Here is an 18,652-nt window from a genome sequence, read left to right as displayed (position 1 = left end):
AGTGCAAAGAAGCAAAGAAAAACGATACGAAAAACAAAACGTTAATTTTTTTCTTTCAGCCATTTCCCCTTTTCCTCTCCTCCTCAGGTCCTTTCAGCCCTTTACATACTTCTTTATCTATATACAGAGAACCTTAAATGGCTTCTTTATGGTGCCCGGCATCGTCCATTATAAACCAGGAGACAACCTGTAGAGCTGTTATTCCGAACGCAGATCCTGCCCCGCCTCAGCGGGGGAGGAATCCCCTCGGAAACGAAGGAATGTTTGTATTCGAAGGAGGGCTTTCCTGTTTCTGCAATAGGCTTTTCATGCCCCGTGGGGATTCCTCACTACGTTCGGAATGACAGCTCTACAGGTTGTTACCTGGCCTATGATTGTGGCCGGGAAGGACAGCCGTTTACCGGATCACCGTTATTTTTTGGGTCTGCACCCAAACTTTGCTTTGGGTTTTCAATACGACCCGGTAATAATAACTTCCTTTCTGAAGGCCCGAGACGTCAACGCCGGTGGTGTAGGTGCCCGCCTTTGCGGAAGCACTGATCCAGGAAGCCACTTCCCTGCCCTGCAGATCGTATAGCTTAATGGAAAGCTGGCCGTCGGCGGGAAGCTCGTAGTGCAGGCGGGCGGTGGCGATAACCGGGTTCGGATAATGAGCGACGCGGAAGCCGGCCATCGGTTCGGACGCCCCGGCTTTGTTGTCCAGGCTGGTAATGGAGGAAGCGAAGGGAGCATACTTTATGGTAAGATAATCTTCGCCGGTTCCAGGGCCCTCGCTCACCCCGGTAACATACACATTGCCTTTTGCGTCCAGGGCAAGGGCAACGGCGCCGTCTTCCCCGTTACCGCGACTGTTGTACCGGTCCACCCATTGCTGCACGCCTGCTGCCGTGTACTTGATCGTGGCATAGTCATTATCCATGCCGCTACCCTGGCTAAAGCCGGTTACATACACATTGCCCGAAGCGTCCAGGGCCAGGTCGGTTGCCCCGTCGGACAGGTTTTTCGGACCGTTGTAGCGGGCGGCCCACTGCTGCACACCTGCCGCATTGTACTTGATGGTGGCATAGTCGCCGCCCGAGGTGCTGCCCTGGCTCAACCCGGTGACATATACATTGCCCGAAGCGTCCACCCGGAGGGCATTCGCCTCATCTGCTTTATTTCCCGGGCCGTTGTAGCGGGCGACCCACTGCTGTACGCCGGCAGCGTTGTACTTAATGGTGGCATAGTCGCCGCCCGAGGTGCTGCCCTGGCTGAATCCGGTTACATACACGTTGCCGGAAGCATCCACCCGGAGGGCATGGGCAAAATCCAGTTTATTTCCCGGGCCGTTATAGCGGGCCAGCCACTGCTGCACGCCTGCGGCATTGTATTTTATCGTGACATAGTCGGAATCAGAGGCACTGCCCTTGCTGTACCCGGTAACATACACGTTGCCGGAGGCGTCCACGGCCAGCGCACTTGCCTCGTCGGGTAGATTCGCGGAACCGTTGTACTTTTTCACCCATTGCTGTACCCCTGCCGCATTGTACTTGATGGTGGCAAAGTCCTTACCGGTGGCACTGCTCTCGCTGGAGCCGGTAACATACACATTGCCGGCGGCGTCTACCGCTATGGCATTGGCCTCATCGGGGAAATTGCCGGAACCGCTATACCGGGTGGCCCATTTCTGGCTGCCATCATTGCCGTACTTGATGGTGGCGTAGTCATAGCCGGTGGCACTGCCATAGCTCAACCCGGTTACATACACATTGCCGGAGGCGTCTGCGGCCAGCGCCGTTGCCTGGTCATCGTCATCCGCCGGGCCATTGTATCTTTTTTCCCATTTCCGGCTTCCATCTGCATTATACCAGATGGTGAGGTAGTCCGCTGCGGGCTCATTGTACTTGTCATTTTTAAGGCTGCCCGACCCCGTCACCCACACGTTGCCGGAAGCATCCCCCGCTATGGCGGCGGCATTTTCCTTTCCGTTACCGGTGCCGCTTTCCCGCTTTGCCCATAGCTGCGTTCCCGCGGCATTGTACTTCAGGGTGGCGTAGTCATTTCCCGTCCCCGTTCCCCAGCTATCTCCCGCAACATACACATTGCCATTGCCGTCCACCGCCAGGGCATCGGCCGCATCATACCAATTGCCGGGGCCGTTATATCGTTTCACCCACTGCTGCACCCCCGCATTGTTATACTTTACGGTAGCAAAGTCCCCGGAATATAAGTAATCATCCACTGCGCTCAACCCGGTTACGTATACATTGCCCGAGGCGTCCATGGACAGGGCCGAAGGCATATTGAAGCTAAAGCCGAGACTGCTGCTGTTGTACTTTGCGGCCCATTGCTGCACGCCGGCCGCATTGTACTTGATGGTGGCGTATTCGGCGGTATAATTGGCGCCCTTGCTGTACCCGGTGACATATACATTGCCCGCGGCGTCCGCGGCCAGGTCGATGGCTTCGTCCGAGATATTTGCCGGGCCGTTGTAGCGGGCCGCCCACTGCTGCACGCCGGCGGCAGTGTACTTGACGGTGGCATAGTCGCCGCCCGAGGTGCTGCCCGCGCTATAGCCGGTTACGTACACGTTGCCGGAAGCATCCACGCGGAGGGCGTTGGCATAGTCCGGTTTATTTGCCGGTCCGTTGTAGCGTGCCAGCCACTGCTGCACGCCGGCAGCCGTGTATTTTATGGTGGCATAGTCATAATCGGTGGCGGCGCTGCCCTTGCTGTACCCGGTGACGTATACATTGCCGGAAGCGTCGACGGCCAGGGCCGTTACTTCATCGGCTAAATTGCCCGGGCCGTTGTACTTTTTTACCCATAGCTGCGCCCCCGCAGCATTGTACTTGATGGCGACATAGTCTTTATTCGTTGCGCCGGCCGTGCTGAAGCCCGCTACATACACATTGCCGGCGGCGTCTACCGCTATGGCGTTGGCCTCATCGGGGAAGTTGCCGGGACCGCTATACCGGGCAAGCCATTTCTGGCTGCCATCGCTGCCGTACTTTATCGTGGCATAGTCATAACCGGTGGCACTGCCCTTGCTATACCCGGTGACGTATACATTGCCGGAGGCGTCCACCGCAATGGCAGCCGCAACGTCATTGGCGCTGTCCGATCCGTTGTATTTAGCTTTCCACAGGATGTTCCCGTCTTTGTCGTGTTTGATGGTGGTGTAGTCGGAACCGGTTTCACTGTTTTCGATGCCCCCGGTGACATACACATTACCGGAGGCGTCCACGGCTACCGCATGGGCATTATCGCTGGAAAAGCTGCTGGTGCCATTGTGCCTTTTGACCCATTCGCGGCTTGCCTGGGCAAGGCAAAAAACAGGGAGCGGGAAAAGAAAGATAAAAAGCAGGACCTTCCGGAAAAGCAGTGTTGTTCTCATAACCTTACTTTTTTAAATGAATAAAAGGGGTGAGCGTTTTCCTGTCAACAGATACGAAAGGCTGTTTTGGCGTAAGGTGAAAGATTGCTATTTACAGGGTTGGGGAATTCAAAGCAGGCTGCGCAGTTGCTTCGTTTATAATGGCTAATATACATTAAAAAATTATAACGTAAGGTCGGGGCCATAAAAACCTTTGGCGGCGAAGTCCCGGGTGTTACCCAATAACGTATTGATGTTCATTGCGTTTTATTATTTTTGCCCTATGACAGGTATGATTTTTTCCAAATGTTCTTCTTTTCCTGCCAGGCACGTAGTGCTTGACATGAGGGATAGCTATACCTGTTCTTTTACGGAGTTCTCCCCCTTCTGTTACAAGCTGTATTTCTTCTCCAGTTACAAGGCTTATCCTGCGCAAGCGCTGTCCTGATCATTCCGGGATTTTACCGGTTTTACTCTTTTGCTTCCGCTAAGGAGCGCACCTGCCTGCATACGTGTATCATGGGGGCAGTGAAAAAGCCTGCTTATACTGCCCGTCCAGGGCATTTACATCGAACAGTAAAGAATACATTTTATGAATTGGATGATCCTTATCATCGCCGGGTTATTCGAAGTGGCCTTTGCGGCCTGCCTTGAAAAAGCAAAAGCCGCCACAGGAACCGAAGTTTACTTTTGGTACGCCGGCTTTGTCCTTTCTTTGAGTATCAGCATGCTGTTGCTCATTAAAGCCGCCCAGTCCCTGCCCATTGGAACGGCCTATGCCGTTTGGACGGGTATCGGAGCTGCCGGGACCCTGCTGGTCGGCATCCTGGTCTTTAAGGAGCCGGCAACCTTCTGGCGCCTGTTTTTCCTGACCACCCTCATTGGCTCCGTGGTGGGATTGAAAGCCGTTTCGCATTAGGTCCCCGGTTGGGCTATTGAAGCAAATGGGGAAATAAAGTTGATATGAGGCGTTAAGGAGCAGGCGGCCCCCTGGCTCAACTGAAAAATCAGGGTTATAAAATAGATAAAGGCGACCATGCTTATGGTCGCCTTTTATGGTCAATCGTTCTTCAAATTCAATCATACCCTCCATTCGGCAGCGGAGCAGGTTACCACCAGCGGGGGTCGCCTATGGCCGCTCCGCCGGCCAGGTTCCGCAGGGCATTGGCGGCGGGAATGGTAAAGTCCAGCCCTTCCGGGTTGGCGTATTGCGGGTCTATGGACACCGGGTACTCCCGGATGGAAAGAGGGTTTTCGTGCGCGGCATCGTTCATGACGAAGGCGCGCACCACTTCATTCCACCCGGTATACCTGATCGTATAAGAGTAAGACAACCGGCAGGAGCATTTCAACCACAGCGGCTTAAAGTTTTTTTAACATTTTTTAACCGCTCCTCTGCCCCGACGCCTGTTGTATGGCCCGGAGGAGCCTATCCGCCCGCCTGATACGTTTTGCTGAAAGAATGGAAGGATTCATTGAAAAGATATAAAGCCGTTTTTTCACCTTTGCCCTTCAGTCTCCCAACAATATGAGCTTCCTCAAACCCTTACAACTTATCCTTGCGGTAACGCTCCTGATCGGCGGACCGGCAACCCACGCACAAACGTTAAAGCCCCACCAGTTCAGCAATCCTATTGCGGCGCAACGGGCCGATCCGCATGTATGGAAAGCGGCCGATGGCACGTATTACTTTATCGCCACGGTGCCTGAGTACGACCGCATCGAGCTGCGGAAGTCAAAGACCATCAATGGCATCAAAGAAGCGGAACCGGTAGTGGTATGGCGCAAGCACGATAAAGGCCCCATGGGCAACCACGTCTGGGCTCCTGAACTACACCGCATAGAAGGGAAATGGTACATCTATTTTGCCGCCGGTTCGGCGGAGGATAAGTGGAAGATCCGAAAGTATGTATTATCAAACGCCTCGGAAGACCCCACCAAGGGCGAATGGAAAGAGGAAGGGGAACTGGTGAGCAAAAGGAATGAGTTCACCCTCGATGCCACCACCTTTGTCCATAAAGGCCAGCCTTACCTGGTATGGGTGGACCGGGCGTCCGCCAGGGAAACGAACACCGGATTGTACATTGCCCGGATGACCAGCCCGACTACCCTCGATGACCGGCAGGTGGTCATTTCCCAGCCTGAATATGCCTGGGAGCGGAAGGGGCATAACGTGAACGAGGCGCCGGCGGTGCTTATCCGCAACGGGAAGGTATTCGTGACCTTTTCAGCCAGTGCTACCGATGCCAACTACTGCATTGGTCTACTCTGGGCGGAGGAAGGTGCCGACCTGCTGGATCCCTCCTCCTGGCATAAACTGCCCGAGCCGGTTTTCTTTACCAATGAAGCGCTGAAACGTTTTGGCCCGGGGCACAACAGCTTTACCGTGGCGGAGGATGGCAAAACCGACGTGATGATCTATCATGCCCGCGACTATAAGGACATAAAGGGCGAGCCCTTGTACGATCCCAACCGCCATACCCGAGCCCGGGTATTCAGTTGGACGAAGGAGGGGATGCCTTACTTTGGCCAGGACCTGGACGATAACGAGATGGCGTCAAAAAAAGCAAAAAAAGCAAAGTAAATAGTCCCCTCCTGCCGGAGGGGATTTTTATTTCAGGTTACTGTACAAGGCAAAGGTGCCGGCGCCGGACTTTGTATTGTGCGGAATGTTCCTTAGATTTGAAAGGCATGACAGGTATGTTGCACGATAGAAACCCTTTACCTTCCCCTTATATCACCATAGTCGATATGCGGGACTGCTATACCTGTTCCTTCACCGAATTCCACCCCTTCTCCCCGGGGCTGTACTATTTTTCTTCCTATAAGGACTTCCATGCCCCTGCCTGCGGCTGATCACCGGACCTTCCGTGTTTGTAAGCTGCACCCGGTTCCTCCTTTCTGTATGAAGGAACGACAGGTGAACGTCTATTGAGGTTTTCCTCCGACAGCCTACTGTTGTTTTCTCCGTATGGAGCAGGATCGGAATAAGGGGCAATGCCTTTGTGATGCGCCGCATTTTTCCTGAAAACAATGAGGCCCCGCCGGCCCCTGTAATGGTGCATGGCCTGCGGCCTCCCCTCCTTTCCTTCCTTTTAATGACAAGAACATGGAAACGAATCAACAACAGGTTTCTGTGGCAGGATGGACGATCGCGTTTCTTTTATTGCTGAACGGTACCATTCTTGAAACCGCTTATACGCAAAACGGGCGCTGGTATTATGCCCTGTGGATCACCCTCCCCCTCTTACTGCTGGCCCTTGGGGACGTGGTGCAGAAAAAATACGCCCGCTGGCGCCACTACCCGCTCCTGGGCCATTTTCGCTGGCTGTTCCAGCCGGTGCGGCGGGCGGCGCCCCCGCCGGCAGGATGCGCCCTGCCCCCGCAGGAGCAGGAACTGCGGGTTTGGATCGGCGGTACCCGTTGCCTGAAACCGTATCACTGCAGCATTTTCAATGTACGTACCCCGGCCGAAGGCAGCCTGAGCGGGGATGGCCCCGTCTGGCAGATCGACCCCGGGTTTCTGGACGGTTCTGCTCCCGAAGGAAGCTTTGACCCCCCGGCTTTCCGGAAGGCCGCCCTCCGCCCCGAAGTAAAAATGATCGAGCTGAAGCTGCCGGAGGCCCTGCCCGGCGCCTGGATGTGCATGTCCGGCTACGAGGGGCTGGAAACAGCTGCATCGTCCCATCCTTCCCCGCCCTCTTTTCCGAAATTCGACACGGCGGAAGGCCTGCTGGGGTTTGTGCAGCTGCTGCAGGAGCTCAGTGAAGGAAAACCCGTGGGCCTGAATGTGTGCATCCGGGACCAGGGCAGCTTTGTGGCGCTCTGCCAGGCGATGGCCGCAACCGGTTTTTACCCGGACTTTATCACTATTGAAGGCACGGAAAACGGACCTGAGGCCCTTCCCCCGGAATTCTGTGGCCAAAGGGCCATGCCTTTATACAGGGCCCTGGCATTTGCCAGCCAGTCCCTTTCCGCTTACCGCCTGTCCGGCCAGGTAAAGCTCCTGGCTTCCGGATCAATCCTTACGGGTTTCGATCTCCTAAAAGTGCTGTCGCTGGGGGCTGTTGCCTGTTACAGTAAGGCCGCGATCAGGGAAACGCCGGGCTGTACCCCGGCGCGCGCCCTGGCGGAGGCCACGGCGCTGATGGCTGCCTGCGGGTTCGGGAGCCTGGAAGAAATCTGCCCCTCCCGGTTCTACCACCGGGACCAGGAAGGAGTGACGAAAACGTTGGAACAGATCTATTTTCCCTACAGGGGCGATGCTGTAAGCAACCATCTTTTCCCGGTCTTGAACTAAGGGCGGTATGCGGTGCGCCGATATTTTTTAACAAGCACGTTATCAGCGGATTACAAAGAAGTTTTCAAGAGCTGGGGCTGACCGGGCGGGGCACTTTTGATTTGCGGTTCTAAGTAATTTTTCTTACCTTATTGTCCGTAAAACGCCAAAGTTGTGCCTCCATCCCTTGATGCCTTGCCTGTAGTCAATGCGCTTCCCGGGGCGCACCTGGTCCTGCTTCCGGACCCGCCCCGGTTTACCATTGCCGGTGCCAGCGATGCGTACCTGGAAGCCACCTTCCTGAAACGAGAATGGGCCATTGGCCGCGGCCTTTTTGAAACGAACACCGATGATCCCGATAACCCGCAGGCTACAGGGGTAAAAAACCTCCGGAAGTCCCTCCAGTTCGTGCTGGAGCAGAAAGCGCCGCACCGCATGGCCGACCAGCGTTACGACATTATGAATCCCGTCTCCGGGCAGTTCGAGCTGCGGGTATGGCGGCCGCTGAACTCTCCCGTGCTCGATGAAGCCGGGCACGTGCAATACATTATCCATACCGTGGAAGATGTGACCGAGACCATACGGCTGCGGGAGGCGGAACAAAGGATGAACCGGCAACTGGAAGCGCAGGAAGCCACCTGCCGGGGGTTGTTTGCTTCCATGGACCAGGGCTTCTGCCTGATTGAAATTCTTTTCGACGAGGGCGGCCGGCCGGTGGATTTTCGCTGGCTGGAGGCCAACGGCGTGTTTGAACAGCAAACCGGCCTGAAGGAACCCGTGGGGAAAAAAGCAAGCGAACTGATCCCCGGCCTGGAGCCCTTCTGGGTAGAGCGGTACGGAAATGTGGCCCGGACCGGCAATCCCCATCGCTTCGTAGACCAGGCGGAAGCCCTGGGCCGCTGGTTTGACGTGCATGCGTTCCGGATCGAAGGCGAGGGCAACCACAAAGTAGGCATTCTTTTTACCGATATCACCGAGCGAAAAAAAGCGGAAGAAGCCCTGCTGCAAAGCGAAAACAACCTGCGCAACGTGATCCTTCAGGCTCCCGTGGCCATGGGCATCCTGAAAGGGCCTTCGTTTACGGTGGAACTGGCCAACGCCCGCCTGTACGAGCTCTGGGGCCGGGGGCCGGAAGAACTGCTGCACCGCTCCATCTTCGACGGGTTGCCGGAAGCCCGCAACCAGGGATATGAAGAACTGCTGACCGAAGTGTTTACTACCGGCAACACCTTTGCCGCCTTTGCCCGGCCCGTGACCCTGCCGCGGAACGGAGGCACGGAAACGGTTTACGTGAACCTGGTGTACGAAGCCTTCCGGCAGGGGGATGGCACCATATCGGGGGTGATGGTGGTGGCTACCGAAGTCACCAGCCTGGTGGTGGCGAACCTGCAGGTGGAAGAAAGCCACCGCGAGTTGCAGTTCGTCATGGACGTTATGCCGCACCTGGCGTGGTCCACACGGCCCGACGGGTACGCCGACTTCTTTAACCAGGGGTGCCTCGATTATACGGGACTGTCCATGCGGCAGCTCACGGGCAACCTGTGGACGGCCATGGTGCATCCCGATGATGCCGCCACCACGTGGAAGACCTGGAACGAGGCGCTGGCCGGCATGAACGACCACTACTCCATCGAGCACCGCCTGCGGGGCAAGGATGGCCTGTACCGCTGGTTCCTCACCCGGGCCATACCCCTGAAGAACGAACAGGGCGCTATTTTAAAATGGTTCGGCACCTCCACCAATATCGAGGACCAGAAAGCCGCGGAAGAATTTTTGGAACAACGGGTAGGCGAGCGGACCGAAGAGCTGGAAAGACGCAATAAAGAACTCCAGCAGTTCGCCCATATTTCCCACCACGACCTGCAGGAACCGTTGCGGAAGATCCTGCTGTTCAGCGACAAGATGAAGGCCGACGCCGATAACCGGCTTTCCCCTGCCTCCGGCAACCACCTCGATAAGATCCTGGCCAGTGCCCACCGCATGAGCCGGGCGCTCCGGGAAGTGCTGGACTTTGCCAGCCTGGATAAGGAGGAGGCGTTCGTGCCGACCGACCTGAACGAGGTGCTGGCGGCGGTGCAGGTAGACCTGGAACTGCTGATCCACGAAACCAACGCCCGGATCGTTTTCGATCCATTGCCTACCATACGGGCCGTGCCGCACCAGATGCACCAGCTGTTTTATAACCTGATCGGAAATGCCCTGAAATTTACGAAACCCGGCCAGCCGCCCCTTATTACCATCACCTGCACGACCTCCGGCACCCCTTCCCGGAAAGGGGCGCCGGCAGAAGAAAAGAGCAGGACGTACTACCAGATCACCTTAAAGGACAACGGGATCGGCTTTAACCAGGAGTGGGCCGAAAAGATATTTGAACTCTTTCAGCGCCTGCACAGCAGGGAAACCTATGCGGGTACCGGCATCGGGCTGGCGCTTTGTAAAAAAGTGGTGCTGAACCACGGAGGGCAGATCTGGGCGGATGGCGCACCCGGGGAAGGGGCTGCCTTCACGGTGCTGTTACCTGCCGAACTTCCGGAAATGCCCCTGGTGCCGGCTTTAGCAGACCGCCTGGAGCCCGATCGCTAAAAAGGGATACCGGGAGCAACGCCTGTCGCCTTGTCCCGGTATCCCCGTTATCAAAGTTTATTTTATACTCCGGACGCTACTGCACCAACAGGATTCCCCCGTCGGGCTGCAGGGTTACGGTAACCTCCCCGTTTTTCCTGATGCTTACCTGCTCCAGTTGCGGGCTGCGGTCCGGTTTGTCGGAATACAGCGAAACCTTCTTTTCCGCAAGCATCGGGAGCTGCAATTTTATTTTTTTGGCTTCTTTACCTGCATTGATGCCGACCACATACCATTTGTCCTGGTGCCGGCGGGCGAGGACCACGTATTTCCCCGGGTAACCATCAATGAAGACGGTCTCCTCCCAGGTGGTCGGTACCGCTTTCATAAAGTCCAGGACAAACGCGGGATATTCCTGCAGGTTGTTGGGTGTTATGCCGAAATTCTGAACCGGGGTCTGGAATAAAACCGAGGTGGCCAACTGGAAAACTTCGGTTGTTTTGCGGGTGGTTCCCCCGTTATTGTTGCGGTTATGGCGCTTGTTTAACAAGACCGGCCCAAAATCCATGGAAGCCACCGTATTCCGGATAAAGGGATGCAAGCAGGCATTGAACGCCTCGTTGTCATTGGCTTTCTGCGTAAAGATCAGGTTCTCGGAGGCCAGCACCGCTTCACTCCCCACGAAATTGGGATACATCACTTCCCATCCCCTGGGAAGCGTGGCGCCATGAAAGATCACCACCAGGCCATATTCGTTGGCATCCGAGAGGATGTCCTCGTACAATTTCAGGGTTTCCTGCTTGTCGCCACCGAAGAAATCCACCTTGATGCCTTTGATGCCGATGCTGCGCATCCATGCCATCTCCTTTTTACGGGCAATGGAGGTATTCATCCTGTTCTTCGGTCCCTGCGGGGCGTCGTTCCAGTAACCGTTGGAATTATACCACAGGCAGAGGCCCACCTTTTTGGATTGCGCGTAGGCTGCCAGCTCTTCTATTTTTTGGTGGCCGATCCGGGTATCCCACCAGTTGTCCACCAGCACGAATTCGTAGCCCAGCGTTGCCGACAAATCCACAAAGGTTTTCTGATCCTGGTAATTGATGCTGTTGTCCTGCCACAGCAGCCAGCTCCAGGTAGCGCGTCCGAACGTATAGGCTTTCGAGGGTGGGTATAAGGGATCTACCACATCAAAAGGTATCGTGGTCTCCACGATCGGCTTCAGGTTGTCGCCGACGGTGATGGTCCTCCAGGGGGTTGCCCCGGGCAGGCCGAGGCCGGGATGTGCCGAACCGATCCCGTTATTTTCTCCCGGTTCGGGAAAGGCGATGGTATACAGGCCGTCTTTGGTGGCTTCGCTCAATTTGGAGCCGCAATAGGAGCTGCTGACGCCTGTTTCCGAAACCAGGGCCCAGCCATGATCGCCTACGTGGAAAAGCCCGGGAAAGGTATAGCCTACACCGTATTGTGACACCCTTCCGATGGGTTCCTCCGGCACGTATTCTTCCTCATAGCTCGGTTTGGTGTGCTCCCAGCCGATCATCGGGGTGGCCTGCGGTGTCAGGAAGGTGGTTGTCGCTGCCGGGAATTTAAAGCCGCTCAGTTCTTTTTCGATGATGTAGTGCGCCGTGGCTTTCGGCTGGGGCAGGAAATAGCGGAATGCGACATCGTTATCGCTCACCCGGAAAATAATATCCAGGCGGTCTTTTCGTTCATTTTCCAAAGAGAAAATTTTCTCATTAGCGACATAATGCACCTGGGATCTTTTGATTTTACGTTCCTGGTACGTTTTGTCGATAACGGAGTCTTTCTGGTGCAGGAGCCTGAACCCGGAAGACAGGTCGGAAACATTGGTCATCAGGCCTAATGGTGATCTTTCCAGGATCGTTTTGCCATTATAGCTTAACGAATAGAAGGGTTTTCCTTTTTCCACCAGGAACTTAACGGATAGCTTTTTGTCCGGCCCCGCTATTTCCACTTCCTGGGCATTGAGCGGGACGATACCGGATGCGGCGTAAAGCAGGCCTGCAAGAACGAACTTGGCAATAACTTTCATCTTTGTTTATTTTCTAAAAATTTTAATGCGAACGTTTTTAAAAATAGTTCATGGCCCCATAAAAATGGCTGCCTTTAGGGAATTATCCGGGTAAAGGCAGCCCTATCTTTCAATAGTTGATTACTTATTGCTCCCGCCTCTTAGTAGCCGGGATTCTGTTTTAAGTTCGGATTCTTATCAATTTCGCTTTGCGGAACAGGCAGCCACTCCATTTTGTTGGGAACAAACTTCCTGTTTTCCACCAGGGTTTTGGAATCGCCGGTATGTGCGTTGTAGTGCATCGTGCCGTCCTTCTTTTTGATGATCAGGATCCCGGTAGCGGGCCTGTTCAACACGTTATCGGCGATCATCCAGCGGCGTGCATCGAAATAGCGGTGCTCTTCAAATGCGAGTTCCACACGTCTTTCATTGGCAATGGCCTCCCAGAGGGCGGTGCCGCTAGCGGTAACCTCGGGCATGCGGGCACGGCGCCGGATGTTGTTCAGCGCGGCCTTTGCCCCGGTTTCGTTGTTCAGGTTATAGAGGGCTTCCGCATAGTTGAGGTAGATTTCGCCCAGCCGGAACCAGATCCAGTTTTGTGCAGAGGCGCCGGTAAAGGTCCAGCTGTTGACCACGTACGCTTCGTTCAAAAACTTGCGCACGTTGTAGGCCGTTTTAGAGGCGTTCCAGGAGCCTATAGCGCCGTCTTTGGTATCGCTGCCGCCTTTGAGGGAACCATCCGCCTGCTCGTCGAAATGTGCGTTGATGATTCTTCCTTTCCAGGGGTCGCCGTCGCTTAAAACAGTGGCGTATAAGCGCTTGTCACGGTTGGCAAACGGGCGGGCGGCATGTGCCGGGTTGCTCCAGCTAAATTTGCTTCCGTCCGCCATTTCAAACGCATCTACAAACTCCTGGATCGGCGTATTGCCGCCCCACTGGTCGGAGCCGTTGGGGCCGTTGGACTGGTCGAGGTATTGAATGTTGTTCGGGGAACCATAGTTCTGCCGGGAGAAGATCACTTCCGGGTTGGCTTTGTCTAAAAACAGCTGGATGTAGTTGGTCTTTACGTCATCGCCATACTTATTGTACAAGGCATAGCCGTTGGCAACCGCCAGGTCTATGGCCGCTTTGGCCGCATCCGCCGCTTTCTGCCAGCGGCTGCTTTCCGGGCTGGGATAGCCCACCAGGGGGTTTACGTTCGCCTTATTCATCAGGGGGCTGGCCGCGTATAAAAGCACCCTTGACTTCAAGGCAAGGGCCGCTACGCTGGTAGCGCGTCCTTTGTCGGCGCCGGTATAAGCAGGCGGCAGCAGCGCCGCGGCTTTATCGCATTCCGATACAATAAAATCAACGCATTCTTTGTACGTATTCCGCGGCAGCGTAGCGCCGGCTTCGAGGTTCGTCAGGTCATACACCTGCGTGATCAACGGCATGCCGCCCCATTTGGAAACAAGGTCATGGTACATCAGCGCCCTGATAAAGGTTACTTCGCCGGTATACCTTTTCTTTAACGCTTCATCGGCAAAGGGCACTTTGTCGATATTGGTGAAAAACACGTTGCAATCCTTGATGTTCGCCCAGATGGTGCTCCAGCTCCGGTTGTCGCCACCCCACCAGGCGCCGTTCATCCGGCCCAGGTCGTTAGGGTTGACATAGCCCTGGGTGATCGGCTCGCAGCCGCGGCTCCAGGTGAGGTAGGTTTCATCCGCGACCGAACTCATCCAGGATTCCGACCAGCCCCAGCCCACCTGGTCGTAGCGGCGGTTGACAAAGCTGAGAACCAGTTTCGGGTCGTTCCAGACATCCACCTCGGTGACGGAGTCCAGGGGCTTTAGATCGAGGAGGTCTTTTTTGCAGGAGATCAGTCCTAAAGTAAGGGAGAGAAACAGGAGGCTATAGAGTTGAAAATACTTTTTCATAGACAAATTCATAAAGGCGTTATTTGAAACTTACGTTGATACCGGCGTTGAACACCCGGGTTTGCGGTGTGTACCAGCCTGCATAGTTCTGGTTGTTGGGCTTTGCTTCGGGATCCAGGTATTTGAGCTTGTCAATGGTGACCAGGTTGAAGCCGCTTACATACAGCTGCAGGTGGGCAAAAGGCAGCTTATTCAGGAGCGTGGAGGGGAAGCTATACGCCAGCTGCAGGCTTTTTAACCGTACAAACGCCGAATTCCGGTAAAAGAAGGTGTTGGTGTAGCTGGTGGTCGGAATGGTTTCCCGGTCGTACAGCCTTGGACCGGACGCATCCCCATTCGCTGCCGTCCAATGATTGTCCCAGTATTCCTGCGTAAAGTTCCCGATCGTGCCGGACTGGAAGTAAACGTATTGTGCCGACTTTGCCTGTCCCTGCAGCAGCAGATCCATCGTCCAGCCTTTGTAGGACAGGTTTGCCGGGATGCCGTAGGTGATGCGGGGTACGCTCGTAATGTCCTGCCGTACCCGGTCGTTGCCGTTAATTTTCCCGTCGCCGTCCACATCTCTAAAAACCAGGTCGCCGGGTTTGGTGCCGTCGGGATGCGGGGTTTTGTCGATCTCTTCCTGCGAGCGGTAGATGCCGGTAGCTTCCCAGTACAGCGGCGCGCCAATAGGCTTGCCCGTTTGCATCTGCCAGGGGTAGACAGAAGCCGGTTCGGCGATATTGAGGATTTTGTTCGTATTGTACGAAAAATTCAGGCCCACGCTGTATTTGAATTTTTTGATATTATCCCGGTAGTGGGCGGCAATTTCATATCCTTTGCTTTCCACCTTGCCCTGGTTCTCATTGGGCAGGCTGAGTCCCAGGTAACCGGGTACGGCTGCCGTGCGGGGGATCAGGATATCGTTGCGCACCGTTTTATAGAGGTCTACGCCCAGCGTTAATTTGCTTTTTAAAACGGCCAGGTCGAAACCTATGTTGGAAGATTGGGCGGTTTCCCAGGTGACATTGGGGTTGGCGCTTACCGGGATATACAGGCCCTGGGTCAAGACGGGCGATTCGCCGCCAAACACGCCGCCATTGGCCAGCACATAGCGGGTGATGTACTGGAAGGCGGCAATGTTGTCATTGCCCAGCAGGCCCCAGGAGCCTCTTAATTTCAGGTCGTCGATGAAGTTCACCGCGTTCATGAAATTTTCCCTGGAGATCCGCCACCCGCCGGAGACGCCCGGGAAGAAGCCGAAGCGTTTGTCGGCGGGAAAGTTCTGCGATCCGTCCACACGCCAGTTGAATTGGAGCAGGTAGCGGTCATCATAGCTGTAGCCAAACCGGCCGAAATAGTTTTGGCGGGCGGTTTTACTGGCGGTCCCGTTGTTGGTCAGCTGCGAATTCACTTCGCCGGCAAACAGCTGGTCGATCTGGGTGCTCAGCAGGTTGCTGCGGTAGCCGGATAAATAATCGTAATCGCTGGTGGCCTGCTCATAGGCCACAAAGCCGCTCCAGTCGTGGCGGTTGCCGAACTTGCGCTGGTAATTCAGCCGGATGTTCGAGGTCAGCATCATGTAGCGACTCATATTCTCGCTGAGGTCGCCTGTAGCCAGCCCGTAATGCTGGGGAACGGTATCGTTGTTCTGGATCTTGTACAGGTCAAAGCCCTTGTAGAAATTTTTATAAAAGCCCCCTGTATAATCCATATAGACGCCGCCGATCAGGGAAAGGCCTTTCGTGATCCAGGGCAGGTCCAGGGTGGCGCCCAGGTCGCCATTCAGGATCATGGACAGGTTTTTCTGGTAACCGGCCCTGTCGGTAGCCGCGGCTACGGGGTTGACGTCGTCGCCCAGGGCCAGTGCGGGCAGGTCGGTACCGGGGATATACGCAAGGGCCATCGGCTTTGCGGCCGTTATGAAGCGGAAGATGGTTTCGGATCCATGGTGCGGGTAGTTGCGCACTTCCTGCCGGCCGGCCAGGTTGAGGGCCATTTTCAGGTTGTTGGTCACCTGCACGTCAATATTGGAGCGTACGTTATATTGTTTGTAGTTGGTCGCTCCTTTCCGGTAATAGCCGTCCTGGTATTGGTTGCCTAACGAGAAGTAATATTTTACCTTGTCCGATCCGCCGCTTACGGAAAGGCTGTGCTGGTACTGGCCGGAAACAGGTTTGAGGGTTTCTTTCAGCCAGTTGGTGTTCGGATGCCCCAGGGGGTCGGAGCCGTCCCTGAATTTTTGAATATCTTCTTCGGAATACGTATGCGACTGGCCGGCGGCATCGTTCAGTTCATTGATGGCCAGGGCATAGGTGGCGGCATCCAGCATATCCGGAAGGCGGGTGGGCTGGCGCAGGCCGTAATTGAGCGTGTAATTAATGGAGGGCTTGCCGGCCTTGCCCCGCTTGGTGGTGACCAGGATCACGCCATTGGCGGATCGTGCGCCATAGATGGCGGCAGAGGCATCTTTCAGCACGGTGACGCTTTCCACGTCGTTGGCGTCCAGTCGTGAAAACCCGCCGGCCCTGTCCGGCACCCCGTCGATCACCACCAGGGGGGCGCTGCCGCCATTCAGCGTGCTGATGCCGCGAATGAGGATGCTGGCATCGTCATAGCCCGGCTCGCCGGTGGAGTTGGAGGCAATCACCCCGGTAAGCCTTCCGGCCAGGGTGTTGGAAATGGCGGGCACCGGCACCGCTTTGATGTTGGCGCCGGAAACGGAGACCACGGCGCCGGTCACATCTTTTTTACGCTGCGTGCCATAGCCTACCACCACCACCTGCTCCAGGGCGGCAGCCGTAGCTTTCATCGTGACATCTACGGAAACGGTTGCGCCTTGCTTTAAGCTATAGCCCGACAACGTTTGCGGCTCGTAACCTACGCTGGTAATGGAGAAGCTGTACGGGCCGCCGGCAGGCACCCGGGCCGTGAACATACCCGAGGTATCCGTTTTCGTTCCGGAGGTGAAGTTGGTCTTGCTGTTGCGAATCACCACCGATGCGCCCATAACGGCCTGGTTGTTATCGCCATGCACGATTCCCTGGATGACGCTGGGGTGCACTTGTGCCCGGGAGGTAAAGGGCTGAAGGAGTTGCGTGAGTAAAAACAGGGCGATAACAGTAGCCCTGGATCTGGCTTGCTTAAATTTCATACGACATGCAATTGGGTTTAGTAATCAATAAAAGTCTTTCTCATCCTGGTTGCTGATGAGTCGTCCCCGTTAGCAGGACGCTATAATGTATCGGGCTTGATTTTATTTGCTGATAATGAAAGCTGAATCTTTTTTGCTGACCGTCAGTCCATTCAGAAGGGCAATGCGCTTCAGAATGGTTTCTACGGAATCCGAGTTGTTGTATTTTCCGATAAAATAAAGGTTCCGGACATCCTGTTTTTTATAAAGGATTTTTACGTTATAGAAAGCCGATAAGCTGGCAAAAACCTGTTCCAGCGGTTCGTTGTTGAACATGTACCAGGATCCTTCCATGTCTTTCGGCAGTGAAGGGTCTTCGCGGAAGCTTTTCTCCCCTGCGGAGGCATCCCGGGCCCCGTTGCCCGACCGGAAGGCCCGCACTTTAGCCGGTGCGTCATTACGGTACACGAACTCCTGGCCGGGCGACAGGTAAAAATCGTTTTTCATTCTCCAATCCTGCTTTTCCACCGGCCTGATGACCACTTTGCCTTCGTACAACCGCACGGTAATCTGTTGTTCGTGGGCAAAGGCGGTAACGGTAAATTCGGTACCCAGGGCCGTGGTCGCTACCTGGTCGCTGATGACCGTAAAGGGACGGGCCTTATCTTTTGCCACTTTGAAGTTGGCTTTCCCGGTCAGGGTAATATCCCGGCTGTTGCGAAACGGTTCCCGGTAGGTGATCTCGCTTTTGTCGGCCAGAACGATCCAGGAGCCGTCCGGCAATTGCAGTCGTTTGTCTTTGCCGGTTGTATTGACCTCGTGGCGTACCAGGGCCAGCGCACTGTCCGGTTGCCTTTTGCCCTTTTGGCCGGCAATAACGGGTCCCGCCGGCTTGGGGTGGAAGAACAGGATCCCCAGGCCGACGACCAGGATCAGCGAGGCCGCCACCGCCAGGGCCGTACGGAAGGATTTTCGCCGGTGCCCGGGCAGTTGCACCACTTTTTCTTCCCCTGCTGCCGCCATGATCTTGTGAAAAATGCGGTCCGCTTTCGTTGGATCGGCCTTGCCGGCGATCGTCCGGTCGGCCAGCAACTGGTCAATGGAGTCGTTCAATCGGCTCTGGTATTCCTCCTGCTGCAGGTAGTGTAAAAAAAGCGCCAGCTCTTCCTCCGTCAACCGGTTCTGCACATAACCGCTCATCAACTCCTCAAAAGATTTATTGCTCATAAATTTACAGCTTAAGGTAGGAAGGCGTCCATCGCCCTGCCGGCGCCCTCTTTAACCGTCCTCTACCCATAAAGACACATAAAAAAGGACCAGGTAGTAGTCGCTGCAGGAATTTTTTTAAAAAATTTTAAAGTCCTCAAAAAGCGGCAGGAAGGGCGCGTGCAGG

The 18,652-nt window shown here is 55.3% G+C and carries 10 protein-coding genes; 4 read left to right on the top strand and 6 right to left on the bottom strand.

Annotation, left to right across the window (positions count from 1 at the left end):
- Positions 1-397: 397 nt before the first annotated feature.
- Entirely contained in the window at positions 398-3,376 is a 2,979-nt protein-coding gene (locus V9K67_RS21010) for an SBBP repeat-containing protein (RefSeq protein ID WP_336725909.1), read from the bottom strand.
- A 571-nt stretch (positions 3,377-3,947) separates the two neighbouring features.
- On the opposite strand from V9K67_RS21010, the gene V9K67_RS21005 reads away from it, so the two are divergent.
- Positions 3,948-4,274 (top strand): DMT family transporter, encoded by a 327-nt coding sequence (locus V9K67_RS21005; protein ID WP_336725908.1) that lies wholly within the window; start codon positions 3,948-3,950, stop codon positions 4,272-4,274.
- Positions 4,275-4,464: 190 nt separating this feature from the next.
- On the opposite strand, the gene V9K67_RS21000 is transcribed toward V9K67_RS21005, so the two are convergent.
- Positions 4,465-4,689: a hypothetical protein gene (locus V9K67_RS21000; RefSeq protein ID WP_336725907.1), complete on the bottom strand. Its 225-nt coding sequence runs from the start codon at positions 4,687-4,689 to the stop codon at positions 4,465-4,467.
- 194 nt (positions 4,690-4,883) lie between these two features.
- Between V9K67_RS21000 and V9K67_RS20995 the strand changes: the two genes are divergently transcribed.
- The 3 genes from V9K67_RS20995 to V9K67_RS20985 all read left to right on the top strand — a co-directional run bounded on the left by V9K67_RS20995 (position 4,884) and on the right by V9K67_RS20985 (position 10,217).
- Positions 4,884-5,939 (top strand): glycoside hydrolase family 43 protein, encoded by a 1,056-nt coding sequence (locus tag V9K67_RS20995; RefSeq protein WP_336725906.1) that lies wholly within the window; start codon positions 4,884-4,886, stop codon positions 5,937-5,939.
- A gap of 525 nt (positions 5,940-6,464) precedes the next feature.
- Positions 6,465-7,655 carry a glutamate synthase-related protein gene (locus tag V9K67_RS20990; RefSeq protein WP_336725903.1) on the top strand — a complete coding sequence of 397 codons (1,191 nt, stop codon included), beginning with the start codon at positions 6,465-6,467 and terminating at the stop codon, positions 7,653-7,655.
- 153 nt (positions 7,656-7,808) lie between these two features.
- A complete protein-coding gene (locus tag V9K67_RS20985) occupies positions 7,809-10,217 on the top strand; it encodes a PAS domain-containing sensor histidine kinase (protein ID WP_336725901.1) in 2,409 nt (802 codons plus the stop codon).
- Between the two features lie 76 nt (positions 10,218-10,293).
- On the opposite strand, the gene V9K67_RS20980 is transcribed toward V9K67_RS20985, so the two are convergent.
- From V9K67_RS20980 to V9K67_RS20965, 4 genes are all read right to left on the bottom strand, one after another.
- Positions 10,294-12,249 carry a glycoside hydrolase family 97 protein gene (locus V9K67_RS20980; protein ID WP_336725899.1) on the bottom strand — a complete coding sequence of 652 codons (1,956 nt, stop codon included), beginning with the start codon at positions 12,247-12,249 and terminating at the stop codon, positions 10,294-10,296.
- Between the two features lie 140 nt (positions 12,250-12,389).
- A complete protein-coding gene (locus V9K67_RS20975; RefSeq protein ID WP_336725897.1) occupies positions 12,390-14,147 on the bottom strand; it encodes a RagB/SusD family nutrient uptake outer membrane protein in 1,758 nt (585 codons plus the stop codon).
- 19 nt (positions 14,148-14,166) lie between these two features.
- Positions 14,167-17,280: a SusC/RagA family TonB-linked outer membrane protein gene (locus V9K67_RS20970; protein ID WP_336725896.1), complete on the bottom strand. Its 3,114-nt coding sequence runs from the start codon at positions 17,278-17,280 to the stop codon at positions 14,167-14,169.
- A 102-nt stretch (positions 17,281-17,382) separates the two neighbouring features.
- Positions 17,383-18,486: a FecR family protein gene (locus tag V9K67_RS20965; protein WP_336725894.1), complete on the bottom strand. Its 1,104-nt coding sequence runs from the start codon at positions 18,484-18,486 to the stop codon at positions 17,383-17,385.
- Positions 18,487-18,652 lie beyond the last annotated feature (166 nt).

The sequence above is a fragment of the Huijunlia imazamoxiresistens genome, from assembly GCF_037132455.1.
Taxonomy (GTDB): Bacteria; Bacteroidota; Bacteroidia; order Chitinophagales; family Chitinophagaceae; genus Flavisolibacter; species Flavisolibacter imazamoxiresistens.
This window is presented reverse-complemented; position numbering and strand designations above follow the sequence as displayed.